Origin of the sequence: Kitasatospora sp. NPDC093679, from assembly GCF_040683455.1 — a bacterium.
Lineage (GTDB): Bacteria > Actinomycetota > Actinomycetes > Streptomycetales > Streptomycetaceae > Kitasatospora > Kitasatospora arboriphila.
In genome coordinates, this window is the sequence record NZ_JBFBDW010000006.1 from 81414 (window position 1) to 98937 (window position 17524).

17 protein-coding genes are annotated in these 17524 nt (G+C 75.6%); 4 read left to right on the forward strand and 13 right to left on the reverse strand.

Going from position 1 to position 17524, the window contains the following annotated elements:
- Positions 1 to 29: 29 nt before the first annotated feature.
- Both AB0O09_RS07610 and AB0O09_RS07615 read right to left on the reverse strand, forming a co-directional pair.
- Positions 30 to 1967: a M12 family metallo-peptidase gene (locus tag AB0O09_RS07610; RefSeq protein ID WP_363540641.1), complete on the reverse strand. Its 1938-nt coding sequence runs from the start codon at positions 1965 to 1967 to the stop codon at positions 30 to 32.
- A 128-nt stretch (positions 1968 to 2095) separates the two neighbouring features.
- Positions 2096 to 2722: a hypothetical protein gene (locus tag AB0O09_RS07615; RefSeq protein ID WP_363540642.1), complete on the reverse strand. Its 627-nt coding sequence runs from the start codon at positions 2720 to 2722 to the stop codon at positions 2096 to 2098.
- A 114-nt stretch (positions 2723 to 2836) separates the two neighbouring features.
- Here AB0O09_RS07615 and AB0O09_RS07620 point away from each other — a divergent pair, with 114 nt between their 5' ends.
- On the forward strand, positions 2837 to 3910 hold the full coding sequence (locus AB0O09_RS07620; RefSeq protein WP_363540643.1) for a nitronate monooxygenase: 1074 nt from the start codon (positions 2837 to 2839) through the stop codon (positions 3908 to 3910).
- A 15-nt stretch (positions 3911 to 3925) separates the two neighbouring features.
- Here AB0O09_RS07620 and AB0O09_RS07625 read toward each other — a convergent pair whose 3' ends face one another.
- Complete coding sequence (locus tag AB0O09_RS07625) at positions 3926 to 4156, reverse strand: hypothetical protein (RefSeq protein ID WP_030273247.1); 231 nt, start codon at positions 4154 to 4156, stop codon at positions 3926 to 3928.
- A 156-nt stretch (positions 4157 to 4312) separates the two neighbouring features.
- Between AB0O09_RS07625 and AB0O09_RS07630 the strand changes: the two genes are divergently transcribed.
- Both AB0O09_RS07630 and AB0O09_RS07635 read left to right on the forward strand, forming a co-directional pair.
- On the forward strand, positions 4313 to 4885 hold the full coding sequence (locus AB0O09_RS07630) for a hypothetical protein (protein ID WP_363540644.1): 573 nt from the start codon (positions 4313 to 4315) through the stop codon (positions 4883 to 4885).
- Positions 4886 to 5051: 166 nt separating this feature from the next.
- Positions 5052 to 5420 carry a YkvA family protein gene (locus AB0O09_RS07635; RefSeq protein WP_344627514.1) on the forward strand — a complete coding sequence of 123 codons (369 nt, stop codon included), beginning with the start codon at positions 5052 to 5054 and terminating at the stop codon, positions 5418 to 5420.
- 18 nt (positions 5421 to 5438) lie between these two features.
- Here AB0O09_RS07635 and AB0O09_RS07640 read toward each other — a convergent pair whose 3' ends face one another.
- The 7 genes from AB0O09_RS07640 to AB0O09_RS07670 all read right to left on the reverse strand — a co-directional run bounded on the left by AB0O09_RS07640 (position 5439) and on the right by AB0O09_RS07670 (position 11547).
- Complete coding sequence (locus AB0O09_RS07640) at positions 5439 to 6005, reverse strand: GNAT family N-acetyltransferase (RefSeq protein WP_344627515.1); 567 nt, start codon at positions 6003 to 6005, stop codon at positions 5439 to 5441.
- 127 nt (positions 6006 to 6132) lie between these two features.
- A complete protein-coding gene (locus AB0O09_RS07645) occupies positions 6133 to 7068 on the reverse strand; it encodes a Gfo/Idh/MocA family oxidoreductase (RefSeq protein WP_363540645.1) in 936 nt (311 codons plus the stop codon).
- A gap of 52 nt (positions 7069 to 7120) precedes the next feature.
- The gene (locus AB0O09_RS07650) at positions 7121 to 7789 is read right to left on the reverse strand and encodes an O-methyltransferase (RefSeq protein ID WP_363540646.1); all 669 of its coding nucleotides are present in this window, start codon (positions 7787 to 7789) and stop codon (positions 7121 to 7123) included.
- Between the two features lie 59 nt (positions 7790 to 7848).
- Entirely contained in the window at positions 7849 to 8580 is a 732-nt protein-coding gene (locus tag AB0O09_RS07655) for a DedA family protein (protein WP_363540647.1), read from the reverse strand.
- A gap of 119 nt (positions 8581 to 8699) precedes the next feature.
- The gene (locus AB0O09_RS07660; RefSeq protein ID WP_363540648.1) at positions 8700 to 9575 is read right to left on the reverse strand and encodes a class I SAM-dependent methyltransferase; all 876 of its coding nucleotides are present in this window, start codon (positions 9573 to 9575) and stop codon (positions 8700 to 8702) included.
- Positions 9576 to 9715: 140 nt separating this feature from the next.
- Entirely contained in the window at positions 9716 to 10585 is an 870-nt protein-coding gene (locus AB0O09_RS07665; RefSeq protein ID WP_363540649.1) for a fused MFS/spermidine synthase, read from the reverse strand.
- Positions 10582 to 11547: an alpha/beta hydrolase gene (locus tag AB0O09_RS07670; RefSeq protein WP_363540650.1), complete on the reverse strand. Its 966-nt coding sequence runs from the start codon at positions 11545 to 11547 to the stop codon at positions 10582 to 10584. The genes AB0O09_RS07665 and AB0O09_RS07670 overlap by 4 nt, the downstream gene beginning before the upstream one ends.
- 244 nt (positions 11548 to 11791) lie before the next feature.
- Between AB0O09_RS07670 and AB0O09_RS07675 the strand changes: the two genes are divergently transcribed.
- Positions 11792 to 12697 carry a hypothetical protein gene (locus AB0O09_RS07675; RefSeq protein WP_363540651.1) on the forward strand — a complete coding sequence of 302 codons (906 nt, stop codon included), beginning with the start codon at positions 11792 to 11794 and terminating at the stop codon, positions 12695 to 12697.
- A 14-nt stretch (positions 12698 to 12711) separates the two neighbouring features.
- Here the strand turns inward: AB0O09_RS07675 and AB0O09_RS07680 are convergent, their stop codons facing one another.
- The 3 genes from AB0O09_RS07680 to AB0O09_RS07690 all read right to left on the reverse strand — a co-directional run bounded on the left by AB0O09_RS07680 (position 12712) and on the right by AB0O09_RS07690 (position 17474).
- Positions 12712 to 13821, reverse strand: coding sequence for an AI-2E family transporter (locus AB0O09_RS07680; protein WP_363540652.1), 1110 nt, complete (start codon positions 13819 to 13821; stop codon positions 12712 to 12714).
- Positions 13822 to 14007: 186 nt separating this feature from the next.
- Positions 14008 to 15735: an ABC transporter ATP-binding protein gene (locus tag AB0O09_RS07685; RefSeq protein ID WP_363540653.1), complete on the reverse strand. Its 1728-nt coding sequence runs from the start codon at positions 15733 to 15735 to the stop codon at positions 14008 to 14010.
- A complete protein-coding gene (locus AB0O09_RS07690; protein ID WP_363540654.1) occupies positions 15732 to 17474 on the reverse strand; it encodes an ABC transporter ATP-binding protein in 1743 nt (580 codons plus the stop codon). The genes AB0O09_RS07685 and AB0O09_RS07690 overlap by 4 nt, the downstream gene beginning before the upstream one ends.
- Positions 17475 to 17524: the final 50 nt, after the last annotated feature.

Below are 17524 nucleotides of genomic sequence, written 5' to 3' on the forward strand. Positions count from 1 at the left end.
GTCCGGGGCGTCGTACGTGCGCTCGGCGCTCAGTGCTCGGCGGTCGGTTCCCGGTGCCACTCGGAGTTCCGGTCGACCCGCAGGACGAGGTACTCGTCCGTCTCCTGGTTCTGCGCGTGGTCGACGGACCGGTAGAGCAGCCGGTGCTTGCCCTCGCCGGTCACCACGATCGGGCCGGTGTAGGTCTGCCAGCCCCTGCTGTCGAGGTTGTACTCGGTCATGGCGACGCCGGAGAGGTCGTCGGTGGCGGTGAGGACGACCCGCACCTCGCCCTTGTGGCCGCCCTCGCCCTGGTGGCCGCCGTCCTTGTGCGGGTGCGCGCTCGTCCGGGCGGTGGTGACCGGCGGGGTGACGTCCACGGGGAGGTCCATCGCCTCGTCCTGGGGCGTCGCCTCGTTCTCGACGGTGGGCGCCGGGACGCCGGCGGACTCCGCCCCGGAGTGCCCGACCGCGCCGCCGCGCAGGACGAGGGCGTTCCAGTCGTCGTGCCCGGCGAGCGAGGTCCGGCTGCCGTCGCCGTTGACGTCGACGCCGACCTCGGTGTCGGAGATCCGGCCGTCGCAGTTCCAGTCGACGGTGGCCTTGCTCGACTGGACGGTGACGAACTTGCCGACCGTCCCGTCGATGCCGGGGCAGAAGTGGCTGACGTCGTAGAGCGGGCTGGTCGGCGGGTAGACCCGCTCGTCCAGGGCGGTCTCGTTCAGCGACAGGTTCTGCCGCGAGAAGTCGACGAAGCCCTTGGTCGTCCCCACGGTCAGGCCGAACTGGTAGCTGTAGTTCATCACGCTGAAGTACTGCGGCTCGTGGTTCGGGACGTCGGAGTCGCCGCTGTGCCGCAGGCCGAGGTTGTGGCCGAGCTCGTGCATCAGCGTGCCGGCCTGCTCGTCGACGGTGCCGACGTCGTTGGTGAAGCTGCCCAGGCTGACGATGAGGTCGCTGCCGGGCGTGCCGGCCGAGATCCCGCTGGAGGAGGAGCCGGACTCCAGGTTGTGGGCGGAGATCGCGTAGTGGAAGATCGGCCCCCGCGCGGTGCTGCGGAAGCCGCCCGTGGCGTTCTTCAGCGCGGTGAAGGCGTCCCACTGGTAGAGGCCGTTGACGGTGGTGCCGAGGTTGGCCGTCTCGGTGAGCTGCCTGGCCCGGCTGAGGGTGCCCCAGGTGGTGTTGGTGGTGAAGTTCATGATGCTGGTGGGCCCGGCGTCGATGTGCAGGTTGATGCCGGTACCGGTCTGCCCCCGCTTGTTGTACGGCGCGTTCTTGAAGGCGTCCACGACCTTCTTGATCGCGGCGGGGTCGATCGCGTGGCTGTGCGCGGTGCCGGCCATCCAGTCCAGCTGGACGAAGACGTCGGGCCGGTCGACGTCGGCGCCCATCGCCTTGAGGTCGATGAACTTGGCGCCGCTGCCGTCACCGGGGTCGAGGGTGACGCCGTTCAGCTTCCACGCGTCCGGGATGCCGTCGCAGGTCTTGGAGTTGCAGTCGAAGGTCCAGCGGACGGGGGTCTGCGGATCGGTGCCGCCGGTGTGGCCGATCACGTAGCCGGTGGGCGCCGACTCGGTGTAGGCGTTGGCCCCGGTGAAGGGCACGTCCCAGCCGATCCGGGTGGTCGCGCCGTTCTCCCCCTGCACGGTGTAGTCGATCGTTCCCCGGGTGCCGTACGCGGACTGGCACGGCCCCACCGTCCAGGTGGCGGTGGTGCCGGCCTGGATCGTGGCGGGTGCGAAGGGGATCAGGCACCCCTCGGGCACGTTGACGGCGAAGCCCGTCAGGTCGCGGTCGCTCTTGTTCTCGAACTGCACGGACACGGTGCCGCCGACTCGGCGCGCGGCCGCGGCCGCGGCCGGCGTGATCGCCGCGGCGACGGTGAGCAGGGCCAGGACCAGCACGAAGAGCGCCGCGAACCCGCCTCGCCGGGGCGCCCCGGCGAGGCCCGGCCCGCCCGGGGCGGCGAGGGAACGATCTGCAGTCATGCCCGTCACGCTAGGCAGGCCGTTGACGACACTCCGTCACGACTCGACGGAGTGTCACTCCGACGGCCGCCACCGACCGCCCGCCACGGCCCCGCGAACGGGCGGGTGGGCGCGGCGACGGGCGGGCCTCAGTGGAAGACGATCGCCCGTCCGGTGGCCAGGCTCTGCCGGCAGGCACCGTGCAGCACGTACCAGGCGAACTGCTCCGCCTCGTACGGCCCGCCGGCCGCCCCGGCGGTGCCGGTGTCCGCGGCGGCGTCGGCGGCCTCGGGGCAGATGCCGATCGCCGGTGCCAGGCGCCGGAGTTCGGCGAGCAGCTGCCCGGTGGAGCCGACCATCCCGCCGCCCGCGACCGCAGCCTCCTCCGGCAGGAACACCGGATCGTCGAAGTCGGCGGGCACGTAGTAGCCGGCGCAGTCCGAGTGGCAGAGCAGGTGCGAGGAGAACATCAGCGCCTCCTCCTCGACCTCGCCGCGGTCGCAGTCGTACTGCTCGGGGTCGGTGCTCGCGGCGGGGGTGACGGCACCGCGGCGGCGCAGCACGAACGCCCGCCGCAGGTGGTGCAGGTACCCGTAGGGGAAGCCGCCGCTGTGGGCGGCGCGACCGGTGCCCGCGGGCGCGGGCTCCTGCCAGTCGATGCCCTTGGCCTGCAGCGCGTCGGCGAGCACGGCGAGTTCACGGGCGTGGTGGGCGGCGCCCTCCGGGTCGTGGCGGTCGAGGTCGTCGAGCAGGCCGACGGTGATCGAGAGTCCCATGGACGGACACGGTAGGGCCCGCCTCCGACACGGCCGGGTCCGGGGCGGTCACCACGAATAGTTGACCGGTCGTCTAGCATGGCGGGAACGTCGACAGCGAGGGAGCGCATCGTCATGAACACACGCGCCGTGGGCCGGTTCTGCGAGCTGGTGGGCCTGGAGCACCCGGTGGTGCAGGGCCCGTTCGGCGGAGGGGCGTCGTCGGTGGCCCTGGCCGCCGCCGTCTCGGAGGCCGGCGGCCTCGGCTCGTTCGGGGCCCACCACCTGCAGCCGGACGCGCTGACGCAGCTGGTGAAGGACCTCCGCGCCGCGACCTCCCGGCCGTTCGCGGTCAACCTCTGGGTGCCGCAGCCGGGCGAGGGCGAGACCCGCGCCACCGCGGAGGACGTCGAGCGGCTGCACCCGTACTACGCCGAACTGGGGATGCCCGACCCGTCCACCGAGCTGCGCCGGCCGGACTTCGACGAGCAGGTCGACGCCCTGCTGGAGGCGGCTCCGCCGGTGATCAGCCTGGTGATGGGCCTGCCGCCGGAGCGGCTGGTGGCCGGGGCGCGGCGCCGCGGCATCCCGCTGATCGGCACCGCGACCACCGTCGCCGAGGCCGAGGCGCTGGAGCGGGCCGGTGCCGACGTGGTGGTTGCCTCCGGCAGCGACGCCGGCGGGCACCGCGGCGCCTTCCTGGCGCCGGTGCGCGAGTCGCTGGTCGGCACCTTCTCGCTGGTGCCGCAGGTGGTGGACGCGGTCCGGGTGCCGGTGGTGGCGGCGGGCGGGATCACCGACGGGCGGGGCCTGGCCGCCGCCCTGCTGCTCGGTGCGGACGCGGTGCAGATCGGCACCGGCTTCCTGGCCTGCGTCGAGTCCGCGGCGAGCGAGGTGCACCGCCGCGCCCTGCTCTCTCCGGAGGCCCGGACGACCGTGCTCACCCGGCTGTTCTCCGGCCGGACCGCGCGCGGCATCGCCAACCGCCTCGTCCGCGAGATGGCCGCACACGAGGAGACCGTCCCGCCCTATCCGGTGCAGAACGCGCTGATGCTGCCGCTGCGCGCCGAGGCGGCCGCCCGGGGCAGGTCGGATCTGGTCAACCTGTGGTCCGGGCAGGCCGCCGGGCTCGCGGTCGGCGGAGCCGCCGCCGACTACCTGTCGGGGGTGCTGGCGGAGGCCGGGCGGCTGCTCGGCCGTCCGCTCTGACCCGCCGACGGTCGGTCAGGCCTCGCCGGGGTGCCAGGCGGGCCACTCCCACGGACGGTCGACCCAGTGCACCAGGACGGGGTCGTGCGGGTCGAGCTCGGGGAAGGCGTGCTTGACCTCGGGCTCGAACTCCTCGGGGGCGAGCGGCTTCCAGCCGCTGCCCTTGAAGTGCACCAGCCGGTAGCGGCTGTCGGTGCGGAACTCGGCGACCTCGACCAGGGGCTCGGTGGTGCTGTTGCTGTTCATGCCCCCCAGCATCGTCCGGGGCCCGGGGGCGCGCACCCGCACCGCACCACCGTGTCCGCCGCCCGGTGCCGTTCCGCGCCGGCGGGCCGCCTCGTTGGGCACGGCGGGCCCCGCCGCGACCCGCGGGGCGGCCCGCCGTACGGACGGGAGACCGGGATGGACGAACAGTGGAAGGCGCCGTGGACGTACGGCTGGGAGACCCCGGAGCCGCCGCCCGGCCCGCCGCCCGCTCCCCCGGTGCCGGCGCGGCGCCGGCCGCGGAGGACGGTCGGCGCCGCGGCGGCCGTACTGGGCGGGGCGGCCCTGCTCGGCGGGATGCTGGCCACCTGCGGGCCCGACGGCCCGGACGGCTCCGGTGAGCTCACCGGCGTTCTGGCCAGCGCGGCCCCGCCCGCCGCCCCGGCCGCGTCCGTGCCGGCCCCGCCCTGGAACGAGAGGCCCGCCGGCCCCTCCCCCGACGGCACCGGCGACGCGGCCACCGCATCGCCCACGGCCGGCCCGAGCGCAGCCCCCTCGGCCGACGACGTCCCGGCCGCCGCCCCGAGCCGGACGGCCCGCCCGGGCCCGGCCCGCTCACCCCTCCACCCCCGCCCGGGCACCCGTCCCCGGGCGACGGCCGCCGTGCCGCACCCCACCACGATCAAGGTGTGCGCCGAGGCGGAACGCCAGGGCCAGTGGGCACCCGGCTCCGAACAGGCCGGGATCTGCCGCAACCTCTACGGCGGCTGAGCCCTGACGGCGACCGCAGGGAGCAGGAACCGCGGGAACCGGCCGGACTCCCCCGTTGTCCTGGCTGACACGGGGGAAGAAGACCCTACGGCGGAACGGGCGGCGTCCCGTACCGTGGATCGGCGGGCGCGGCAGGCGCGTCCCACCGGAGAGTGAGGAGGACGCCGTGGCCAAGCCCGTTCCGAAGCGGTTGCAGGGGATCGACCGGGCCGCGGTGTCGCGGTCGGCGTGGGGCCTGTACCGGGAGACCCAGCGGCCGGGCGCGCCGGGGCTGGGAGCCCGGGTCGCGGCCACGCCCCGGCTGGTGCGCGACGCGCTGACCGGCCGCTACCCGGGCGTCGGGCCGGGCAAGCTGGCGGCGCTCGCCGTGCTGTGCGCGGTCTACCTGCTGAGCCCGATCGACGCGGTGCCGGACATCATCCCGTTCGTCGGCTGGACGGACGACACCGCGGTGCTGGTGTGGTTCCTGGCCGGCCTGACCCGGGAGTCCGGCCGCTACCTGGAGTGGTCGCAGAAGCAGGTCCGGGCGGACTGAGTCCGCCCGGCGGCCGCGTCAGAGCGCCTTCACCAGGCGCTCGAAGCGCAGGTCCGGGCGGAGCGGGACGCCGAAGCGCTCGTCGCCGTAGGGGAAGGGCTCGTACTCGCCGGTGCGCACGTAGCCGCGCCGCTCGTACCAGGCGATCAGGTCGGCGCGCTGCTCGATGACGGTCATCTCCATCCGGTCGATGCCCCACTCCTCGCGGGCGTGCCGCTCGGCGCGCTCGAGGACGGCCCGGCCGATGCCGCCGCCCTGCATCGCCGGACGGACGGAGAACATGCCGAAGTAGGCGGCGGCGCTGCGGCGTTCCAGGTGGCAGCAGGCGAGCAGGTCGCCCTCCGCCTCGGCGAGCAGCACCACGGACCCGGGGCGGGCGACGACCTCGGCGACGCCGGCCTCGTCGGTGCGCTGCCCGTCGAGCAGATCGGCCTCGGTGGTCCAGCCGGCCCGGCTGGCCTCCCCGCGGTAGGCGGACTCGACCAGGGCGACGACGGCGGGTACGTCGGCCGGTCCGGCGGCACGGAAGGCGGGTTCGGGCTGCACGGGCTGCTCCGGGGTCGGCGGCGGGCTGGTCCCTGCCATCGTGCCATGCGCGGGTGTGCGCACGGAAAGGGCGTCGGGGTACGCGGGTGGTGCGCCGGCGGCGGGTGGGCGTGCGCGGCCGCTACCGGGCGCAGCCTGATGGCGCGTCAACGCAGCGCGCCCGCGGTCAGGCCCCGGTGTCCGGGGGCTGCGGGGTGACGGGGAGGGGCTGCAGCGGGACGGTGGCACGCTCGGTGAGGGACTGTTCGGCTGCGGCGAGGATCTCGACCACGCGCAGGCCGAAGGCGGCGTCGCAGGGGTGCGGCGTGCCGCTCCGCGCGGCGGCGAGCAGTCCGTCGACGGCGTGGCCGAAGGCCTCCACGGGCGGGACGCCCGCCTCGGGCAGGCGGTGCACGCCGGCCTCGCCGCGCAGTTCGAGCGCCACGCCGGCGGCCTGCGGGGGTGCGGTGAGGCTGACCGTCGTGCTGCTGGACGCGCCGCCGGTGTGTCCGATCACCAGGTGCACGGTGTCGGCGGGCCCGGCGGCCGCGGTCACGGTGGCGGCGTCGCCGAGAACGGGCAGCAGCAGCGACAGGGCGTGCGGGCCGATGTCCCACAGTGCGCCCTTCTCGCGCCGCCAGGGTGAGGCGGCGTAGGGGCTGTCGGTGGTGAAGACGGCGCCGAGCCAGTCGCAGCGGGCGGTGAACCAGCCGTCCCGGGCGGCCTGCTCGGCGATCCAGCCGACGCGTTCGCCGCCGAACCGGAGGGTGAAGAAGACGACCGAGGCGAGCCGTCCGGCGGCGACGGCGTCGGCGATCCGTCGGGCCTGCGGCACGGTGAGCGCGACGGGCTTGTCCAGCAGCAGGTGCCGGCCGGCCTCGGCGGCGCGCAGCGCCAGCTCGGCCTGGGCCTGCGGGGCGAGCGCGACGGCGACCGCGTCGACGTCGGCGATCAGCTTGTCGGCGTCCTCGTAGGCCGGGACGCCGTGCTCGGCGGCGATCTCGGCGGCGGCCTCGGGCCGGCGGCCCCACACGCCGGCGAACTCGACGCCGGGGTGGCCGGCCAGTGCGGGTGCGTGCACGCCGCGCGCCCAGGGGCCGGTGCCGAGCAGTCCTATCCGCATGGTGTTCCCCGTGCTTTCTCGGTGTGTGGGGTCGCTCGCCGGGTCGGGGCGGTCAGGCCCGGACGCGGATCAGGGTGAAGCCGTCGTAGCCCTTGGAGCCGACGGTCTGGATCGAGGTGGCGGAGACCCGCGGCTCGGCGGCGATCGCGTCGTGGAGGCGGCGGACGCCGACCACGGCGGGGTCGGTGGAGTCGGCCTCGGCGACCTTGCCGCCGCGGACGGTGTTGTCGACGACGATCAGCGAGCCGGGCCGGGTGAGGCGCAGCGCCCAGGCGAAGTAGACCGGGTTGCCGGGCTTGTCGGCGTCGATGAAGACCAGGTCGAAGGGGTCGGTGCCCTCGTCGGCGAGCTGCTGCAGGGTGCCCGCGGCGGGGCCGAGGCGTACCTCGGCGACCTCCGCGAACCCGGCGTTCGCGAGGTTGTCGCGGGCGACCTCGGCGTGCACCGGGTCGATCTCCAGGGTGACCAGCCGGCCGCCGGCGGGCAGGGCACGGGCCATCCAGATGGCGCTGTAGCCGCCGAGGGTGCCGACCTCCAGGATGCGGCGGGCGCCGAGCGTCTCGGCGAGCAGCTGGAGCTGCTTGCCCTGGGGTGCGGAGACGGCGATCCGGGGCAGTCCGGCCTTGTCGGCGGCCTGCTGGGCCGCGTCCAGCACCGGGTCGTCGCCGATCAGGACGTCGGTGAAGTAGTCGTCGACCGCTGTCCACTGCTGCTGGCTCACGCCGTCTCCCGGTCCGTCGTCGGTGTACGCGTGCCGAGCCTAGCCGACGGAGCTGACGGTCAGTCGGCGGCGGGCTCGGCCGCGGCGGCGGTCACCGGGGCCGGCTTCCCGGCGGCCGGGACGGCGGGTGCGGGCGTGTCGGTGGCGCCCTCGGGGACGCTCTTGCCGCCGGACTGCTCGGGGTGTTCGGCCCGGGCCTTGGCGGCCCTGCGCTTGACCAGCCAGGCGGAGCCGGCGCCGGCGAGGGCGGCCACCACGAGGCCGGCCCAGGAGAAGCTCTTGAGCCAGTGCTCGGCGACCTTGCCGACCTGGTAGATCAGCAGGGTGGTGCCGCCGGCCCAGGCGATGCCGCCGAGCACGTTGGCGATCAGGAACTTCCAGTAGGGCATCCGCAGGGCACCCGCGAGCGGGCCGGCGAAGATCCGCAGCAGGGCGATGAACCGGCCGAAGAAGACCGCCCACATGCCCCACTTCTGGAAGGAGCGTTCGGCGGTGGCGAGGTGGTCGGGCCCGAAGTGCTTGGGGAAGCGCCGGCCGAGCTTCTCGAACAGCGGTTTGCCGCCGCGGCGGCCGATGGAGTACCCGATGGAGTCGCCGATCACCGCGCCGGCGATCGCGCAGGCCGCCACCCACCAGGGGCTGACCACGCCGCGGGCCGACAGCAGCGAGGCCGAGACGAGCGCGATCTCGCCGGGCAGCGGGATGCCCAGGCTCTCCAGGCCGATGATCAGGGCGACGAGGGCGTACACCGAGGTCGGCGGGACGCTCTCGATCCACTGGTCGATGTGCAAGGCGGGTACCTCCGTGGCGGGACGAGACCGCGTCTCGGCCGGACTGGCTGGGCCGCGGGCGCGCCCGGCGCCCTCAGGGCAGGGTAACGGGTTGACCCGGCCTTTACCTTATACGCCGATCATCGGACGGCAGTTCCCGCGGCCCCGTCGCGGCCGGCCCGGGCGGAGAAGCGCAGCGCCACGACCGACGGCCTGAACGCGCCCAGGACGGGCAGCCGGGCCGCGTAGGGCAGCAGTGCGCCGACCGGGCCGCGGCCGCCGGTCGGCAGCACGTCGCGGATCTCGGCGACCGCGGGGTGTGCGGTGGCGAGCTTCCACTGCTCGTCGGCGTCCATGCCCCAGGGCATCGGCGGGGCGGTGTAGCCGCGGTCGTGGAGCTTGCCCTGCGAGGCGGCGCGGCTGAACCAGCGCGGTACGGCGTCGAAGACGAAGGTGCCGTCGGGGAAGCGTTCGGCGCAGCGGGCGATGAGGTCGCGGACCTCGGTGGGCCGCAGGTACATCAGGAGGCCCTGGGCGGTGATGAGCACGCCGTGGGTGGGATCGACCTCGTCGGTCCAGGCCGGGTCGGTGGCGGAGCAGGCGAGCAGCCGCTGCCGGGGTGCGGGGGGCAGCAGGCGTTCGCGCAGGGCGACGGCCTCGGGCAGGTCGACGGAGAGCCACCGGGCGCGGCCGTTGTCGACCCGCCAGTACTGGGTCTCCAGGCCCTCGCCGAGGCAGACGACGGTGCCGCGGGGGCGGCGGACGAGGAAGTCGGCGACCTCGCGGTCGAAGGCGCGGACCCGCAGGGCCTGGATCTGGCCGATGACGCCGCCGTCGGGGCCGAAGCGCTCCTCGAAGGGGTAGTCGATCCGTTCGACGAGTTCGACGGCCCGCGGGTCGGGCAGCACGGTGTCCCACCGGCGGGCCTCGACGGCCCGGTGGTAGAGCGTCCACAGGGCGGTCTCGGGGACCGCGCCCAGGGCGGCGCCGATCTTCTGCGGCTGCTGGCCCGTCATCGTGCGGCTCCCTCCGGCGGTCCGGCGGCGGTCGCCGGGCCCGGCTTGGCATTCTGCCCGCCCGGTGGTCCGTCCGGCGCTGAACGCGCCGTGGGCGGGCGGCCGGATCGGGGCGGCGGGGTCGGGGCGGCGGCCGGTGGTCAGCCGACGCTGAAGGCGCCGTCGGGGGGTGGTGGGGAGTCGACGGCGTGGGTGTCGTGGACGGGGCGGGCGGCGCCGGTGAGGGCGTCCAGGTCGGGGCCGTCGGCGAGCCGGGCGGGGAAGGGGTCGCCGGCGAGGCGCCGGGCGAGTTCGGCGGTGGGCAGCGGGGCGGTGGAGCCGATCAGCAGGACGTTGCCGTAACGGCGGCCGCGGAGCACGGCGGGTTCGGCGGCGAGGCAGGTGTGCGGGAAGACGGCGCGCAGGGTCGCGGCCTGGGCGGCGGCGAAGGCGAGCGGTGGGCCGTCGGCGAGGTTGGCGGCGTAGCAGCCGCCGGGGCGCAGGGCCGCGGCGGCGAGGGCGACGAACTCGACGGAGGTGAGGTGGGCGGGGGTGCGGGAGCCGTGGAAGACGTCGGCGACGACGAGGTCGGCGGCGGCGGGCGGGGCGGCGGCGAGGGCGGTGCGGGCGTCGCCGACGGTCACCCGGATGCCGTCCGGCCAGGGCAGGCGGTCGGCGACGAGGTCGACGAGCGGGCCGTCGGCCTCGACGACGTGCTGCCGGGAGCCGGGACGGGTGGCGGCGAGGTAGCGGGGCAGGGTGAGCGCGCCGCCGCCGAGGTGGAGGGCGTCGAGCGGCTGCCCGGCGGGGGCGATCGTGTCGGCGAGGTGGCCGATCCGCCGGGTGTACTCGAATTCGAGGTGGGTGGGGTCGGCGAGGTCGACGTAGGACTGCGGGGTGCCGTCGAGGGTGAGCAGCCAGGCCTGCGGCCGGTCGATGTCGGGCAGGAGCCGGGCGGTGCCGAGGGCGGTCTCCCGGTGGACGGGGAGCGGTTCGTCCTCGGGCGGGCCCGGCTGCTCGTGGTGCGTCATGCGGCGGCGACCTGCTCGGGCAGGTAGGCGGCGAGCCAGCGGTCGAGTTCGGTGAAGACCTGGTCGCGGGCCTGCTCGCCGGAGAGGACGAGGTCGTGCACGCCGCCCTCGATCCGCAGGACGGTGACGTTGCGGCCGAGGCGGGGGCCGAGCGCGGCGATGTCGTCGGCGCGCAGCACGCCGTCGGTGGTGCGCAGGGCGTCGTCCCAGCGGTTGGTGACGGTGGAGGCGGTGGAGGCCATCAGCAGGACGGGGCAGTCGACGGCGAGGCCGCGGCGGACGGCGCGGTGGCCGCGCTGGATGGCGGCGAGCCAGCCGGCGTAGAGCGGGAAGCCCTCGGCGGGCTTGAGGGAGAGGTCGAACTCCCAGCTGCCCTTGTGGGCGCGGTGCAGGCTGTGCACGTAGTGCGGGTTGAGCGGGGCGGGCAGCTTGCGCAGGCCGGCGACCCGGCCGAGGGCCTCGACGGCGGGGGCTCCGAGGGTGCGGACGGCGGCCGCGGCGGGCATGGAGAGGAACGGGCTGTTGAGGAAGAGCGCGTCGACCAGGCCGCGGCCGGCGCGGCGGTCGGCCCAGAGCGCGGTGACCAGGCCGCCGGTGGAGTGGCCGTTGACGAGCAGCCGGGTGTGGCCGTCGACCTCGCGGATCACGCGCACCGCCTCGTCGAGCTCCTCGTCGTAGGCGCCGAGGTCGCGGACGAAGTTGGGCGACTGGTGGGGGCGCAGCGACCGGCCGTACTTGCGCAGGTCGAGGGCGTAGAAGGAGTAGCCGGCCGCGGTGTAGTGGTCGGCGAGGTGGGTCTGGAAGAAGTAGTCGACGTAGCCGTGCACGTAGAGCACGGCGCGCGTCGACCCGGGCACCAGGCGGCGCACCAGGGTCGCGCTGACGGCGCCCTCCTCGTCGTCGGCGAGCGGCAGCTCGACGGCCTCGTACGGCTCGCCCAGGATGTCCGTCCGGAAGTCCATGCCGCTTCCCCGTTCCCCTCGTGGTCGGTCTCCGAGCCCGACCATACCGCCCGGTAGCCCCCGGTGGACGGGCAGCCCGCCGGACGGGCCGCGCACCGCCCCTGATCAGGGCGTACACCGAGCAGCCGGGCGTGGCACGGAGCGGCCCGCGGGGTGCCGCCGGGCTTTTGTGGGCGGGGTGCCCCTTTCGCTAGCCTCCGGGGGCATGCCGATCTTTGGACGACGCCGAAGTACCGCACCGCGCTTGGCTCCTGAGCTCGACGACGCCGAACTCGGCCGGGTCCGGCGGCAGCTGTCCGGGCCGCAGTTGCAGGGCCAGCTGGACCTGTCGGCGGGCTTGGTGGAGCAGGTGCTGCGGGACGCCGGCCGGGACTGGGACCGCCGTACGCACCGGCTGGCGGTGCTGGCGCAGGTGGCGTCCCCGGCGCTGGCGCGGGTGTGGCGGCGGCAGCGGCCGCAGGAGGCGGACGCGCTGGTGCTGCACGCCTGGGTGGACGTGGCGCAGGCCCGGCTGGCGGGGGCGCTGGAGGATCCGCAGGGCACGGTGGACCGGTGCCGCCGGGCGGCCGAGATGCGCCCGGACGACCCGGCGCCGTGGGTGGCGCTGCTGGCGGTGCACCGGTTGCTGCGGCGTCCGGAGCAGGAGATGTACCCGCTGTGCCGGGAGATCGGTGCGCGGGACGCCTGGAACCGGGTCGCGCACCTGGAGATGCTGCGCTACCTGTCGCCGGAGGAGTGCGGTTCGCACGGGCAGGTGCTGGACTTCGTGGCGGCGGTGCGGGACGCGGCCCCGCCGGGGTCGCCGGTGGCCGGGCTGGAGCTGGTGATGCTGACGGACCGCTACCGGGCGGCGCTGGCGGCCGGCGGGGTGACCTCGCTGGGTGCGCGGCGGCGCTGGGCGATGCCGGACGCCGAGGCGGCGCTGGCCCGGGCGGTGGCGGACTGGCCGGAGCCGGGTTTCCTGCGGCACGCGGCGGCGCTGTCGGATCTGAACGTGCTGGCGTACGCGCTCGGCCAGGCGGGCCGGATCGGTGAGGCGGCGGGGGTGTTCGGGGCGCTGGACGGGGTGGTCACCATCTGGCCGTGGGGGCTGGACGGCGACGCGGTGCAGCAGTTCGCGTTCTGGCAGGACCAGGCGCTGGTGGAGTGAGGGCCGGGCCGGGGTCACGGCGGGGTGGCGCCCGGCCCGTCCCCCGCGTCGGCGGCCGTTGCCGCGTCCGGTCCGACCGGGCGCCGCAGCACGGTGATCACGCCGAGGCCGGCCGCGCAGAGCGGCACGGCGAGCAGGGCGCCCATGATCCCGGCCACGCCGGCCCCGGCCACCACCGCGACCATGATGGTGGCCGGGTGGAGCGCGACGGTGCGGCTCTGGATGAAGGGCTGCAGCACGTTGCCCTCGACCGCCTGCACGGCCAGCACCACGCCGAGCACCCACAGGGCCTTGGCGAAGCCGCCGTCGGCGAGCGCGACCAGCACGGCCACCGTGCCGGAGAGGAAGGCGCCGACGAACGGGATGTAGGCGCCCATGAAGACCAGTGCGCCGAGGCCGGCCGCGCCGGGGACGCCGAGCACCACCAGTCCGATCGTGATGAACAGTGCGTCGATCAGGGCGATCAGGGTGGTGCCGCGCATGAAGCCGGCGGTGGCGGCGAAGGCCTGCCGGGCGCAGGCGATCACGGTCTCGGCCGGGCCGGGCGGCAGCCAGGCGCGGACGGCGTCGGCGGTGCGGTGGCCGTCCCGGAGGAAGAAGAACACCAGGGCGAGGGTGAGGACCGCGCCGGTGAGCAGTTGGGTGGCCAGGCCGAGGCCGGAGAGCACGCCGTTGGCGAGCGAGTTGACCAGGTCGCTGCCGGAGCCGGAGCTCTGCTGGAGGGCGTACTGCAGTCTCTCGCCGAGCGGGCCGAGCCGGTCGGCGATCCGCCGGCCGGCCTCGCTCAGGGCGGCGGCGATGTCGGGTGCGCTGTGCACCAGCGAGTTGACCAGCAGGGCGATCACCCCGCCGACGGCGAGCACCAGGACGGTGCAGGTGAGCCCGGCGGCGGCGGCGCGGCGCAGGCCGCGGCGGACCAGCCAGGGCATCACCGGTTCGAGCAGGGCGGTGCCGAGCAGGGCCACGACGACGGGCACGGTGGCGGCCTGCAGTTCGACCAGCGCCCAGACGAGCAGGGCGGCGACCGCGACAACCAGCAGCACCGCGGCCGACCAGGCGGCGGCGAGGCGCACCGGGCGGGGCAGCGCGGCCGGTCGGCCGTCCTCCGGGGGCTCGGCCGGCATGGCACCTCCGGGGTCGGCGGTCACCCTCACTCAGCCCCATGTCAGCACATGAGCGGATGAATCGGCCGGTCCCCGGGGGCGATCGGCGCGCCCCGCACGGCCGCCGGTTCGCGGGGGCGGGAGGGACCGCGCCGCCGGCCGTGCACCCGGCGGTGGGGCGCGGGTGGCGCAGTCCCTCTCACCCCGCTACCGGTTCCACGACTGCCAGAGGGCGGCGTAGGGGCCGTTCTCGGCGACCAGTTCCTCGTGCGGGCCCAGCTCGGTGAGGCGGCCGTCCTCCATCACGGCGACGCGGTCGGCGTCGTGGGCGGTGTGCAGGCGATGGGCGATCGCGATGACGGTGCGGCCCTTCAGGACGGCGGCCAGGGCGCGCTCGGTGCGGCGGGCGGCCGTCGGGTCGAGCAGCGCGGTGGCCTCGTCCAGGATCACCGTGTGCGGATCGGCCAGCACCACCCGGGCCAGGGCGAGTTGCTGCGCCCGGGCGCCGTCCAGCCGGTGTCCGCCGGCGCCGAGCTCGGTGTCCAGGCCGTCCGGCAGGTCGTGCGACCAGCCGACGGCCGCCAGGGCGGCGAGCAGTTCGGTGTCGCCGGCGCCGGGCGCGGCGATCTGCAGGTTGTCGCGCAGGGTGCCGAGGAAGACGTGGTGCTCCTGGGTGACCAGGACGACCTGGCGCCGCAGCCGGTCGGGGGCGAGGCCGGCGATCGGGACGCCGCCGACGGTCACCGTGCCGGTGCGCGGCTCGTCCATGCCGGCCAGCAGCCGGCCGAGCGTGGTCTTGCCCGAGCCGGACGGGCCGACCACGGCCAGCCGCTCGCCCGGACGGATCGTCAGTCCGACCCCGTGCAGGACGTCGTCCCGGCCGTGGTAGGCGTAGCGGACGTCGGTCAGCTCGATCCGGTCGTCGGCCGGCGCGGCCGGGCGGGCCGCCGGGATCTGCGGGGCGTCGGCCAGTCCTTCGACCCGGGCGAAGGCGGCGCCGCTGCTCTGCAGCTGGTCGATCCAGACCACGATGGTGTCGAGCGGCGGCTCCAGCTGGCGGACGAAGAGCGCGGCGGCGACCGCCGAACCGAGGCTGACCATGCCGTGCGCGTGCAGCAGACCGCCGGTCAGCAGGACGACCACCACCGGCACGGTGTAGGAGGCGCTGACGATCGGGAAGAAGACGTTGCGCAGGAACAGGGTCCGCTCGCGGGTCCGGCGGCACTCCTCGACGGCGGCCTCGCCCGCTGCGATCCGCTGCTCCTGCAGGCCGAGCGCCTCCACCGTCCGGGCGCCGGAGACGGTGGCGGAGAGGACCTCGGCCAGCGCGGAGTTGGCGGCGCCCTCGTCCAGGTAGCCGGAGCGGGCCCGGCGCAGGTACCAGCGGGCGCCGAACCAGACGCCGGCCATTCCGAGCGTCCCGCAGGCGCCGAGCAGCGGCTGGACGGCGATGATCGCGCCGACCACGAACACGATCTGCACCAGGGAGACGAACACGTCCGGGGCGGCGTCCCGCAGTGCGGTGCCGACGGCGGCGACATCGGTGGTGCCGCGCGTGGCCAAATCGCCGGTGCCCGCCCGTTCGACGGTCGCCGGGGGCAGGGCCAGGGCACGGTCGGCGAACTGCTCGCGGACCCGGGCCGAGGTGCGTTCCCCGAACCGGTGGGCGACGTACCGGGCCTGCCGGGACAGCAGCAGCTGGGCGAGCGCCCCGGCCACGATGGCGAGCGCCAGCAGGTCGACGGTGCGGGTGCCGGTGCCGGCCGACACCTCGTCGATGATTCGGCCGAGCAGCCACGGGCCGGCCAGCCCGGCGAGCGCGGCCAGCGCGTTGAGGGCGAGCAGGGCGGTGAAGCCGCGGACGTCCCGGCGGATCAGCGCCCGGGTGGCCCGGCGGACGGCGGCGGGGCCGGCGACGGGGAGGCGGGCGCTCATCGGACGGTCTCCTCGGTGTGCCGGGGGGCGGGTACGGCGGTCTCCTCGACGTCGGCGCGGGAGACCAGGGCGCGGTACCCGGGGTGGTCACGGAGCAGGTCGCGGTGGCGCCCGGTGGCGGCGACCCGGCCGTCGACCAGGTACTGCACGGTGTCGGCCCGGTCCAGCAGGAGCGGCGAGACGCCGGTGACCAGGGTGGTCCGTCCGGCGCGGGCGCGGCGCAGGCCGGCGGCCATCGCCGCCTCGGTGTGCGCGTCGACGGCGGAGGTCGGTTCGACGGCGAGCAGGACCTCGGGGTCCGCGGCGATCGCCCGGGCCAGCCGCAGGCGCTGCCGCTGGCCGCCGGACAGGTTGCGGCCGTCCGTCTCGATCGGGGAGTCCAGGCCGTCCGGCAGTCCGCGCAGGACGTCGAGGGCGGCGGCGGCCTCCAGGGCGGCGAGCAGGGCCGCGTCGTCGGTCCGGTGGCGGCCGGAGAGGACCTCGCGCAGCGGGCCGGCGAAGAGGGCGGCCTCGTTGTCCGCGACCAGGATCTGGTCCCGGACGGCGGGCAGGGCGAAGGAGTCGAGCCGGGCGGTGCCCCACTCGGCGGCGGTCTCGGCGAAGCGGCCGAGCCGGTCGACCACGGCGGCGGCGTCCTGCGGCCGGGCGCAGGCCAGGACGGTCAGCCCGCCGGGGAGCAGTTCGACGCCGGAGTCCGGGTCGCGCAGCACGGCGGACACGTCGGGTGCGTCGGCACCGTCCGGGCGGATGCCCGGGTCCAGCGCCAGGAAGCGGACCACCCGGGCGGCGGCGACCAGGCCGCGGCTGATGTCCTGTCCGCTCTCGAGCAGGAACTGGACGGGGAAGACCAGCACCGCCACGTAGCCGTAGACCGCGATCAGTTGACCCACCGTGATCTCGTCGGTGGCGGCGAGTCGGGCGGCCAGCCAGGTCACCGCGGCGAGGAACAGCGTGGGCAGGCCGACGCCGAAGGACTGCAGCCAGCTGGTCACGGCGCCGACCCGGTAGCCGTCGGCGCGCAGCTCCTGCGAGTCGCGCCGGTAGCGCCCGGCGTAGGTCTCCTTGCCGCCGAGGCCGTTCAGCACCCGCAGCCCGCCCGCCATGTCCTCGAACCGGGAGGCGAGCCGGCCCTGCCGTTCGCGGTAGCGGGTCTCCGCGCCGCGCAGGCGGCCGAGCAGCGGCCCCACCAGCACCGCCATCAGCGGGACACCGAGCAGCACGACGGCGGCCAGCAGCGGGGACACGGAGAGCAGCAGGACGGCGACCGTGCCGATCGCGATCAGCGAGCCGACGCCGGGTCCGACGAAGGTCAGGGTCCGCGCGATCTGTCCGACGTCGCCGATGCCGATGGTCACCACCTCGCCGGAGGTGACCAGCCGGGGCAGGGCCGCGCCGAGCCGGACGGACTGCCGGACGACCAGCCGGACGGTGCGGAAGGTGGCGTCCATCCGCAGCCTGGTCATGGTCCGGTGGCGCAGCATGCTGATCCAGGCGTTGAACAGGCCGGCCACCAGGATGGCGGCGGTCCAGCCGACCAGGGTGCGCGGGCTGCCGGCCCGGAGCCCGTCGTCCACGGCGCGGGACAGCAGGTACGGCTGCAGGGTCAGCATGAGCATCCACACGATGCTCAGCACGGCCCCGGTGGCCACCCGCCGTTTCTGCCGGGCGGTCAGCCAGCACAGGTAGCGGGCGGCGCTGCGGATGTCCGGCGTCCCCGGACCGTCATGTCGATCGTGCACCGTCGCACCATACGCGCCGCCCCCGGCGCGGAGTCCGGCGGGAACGGCGG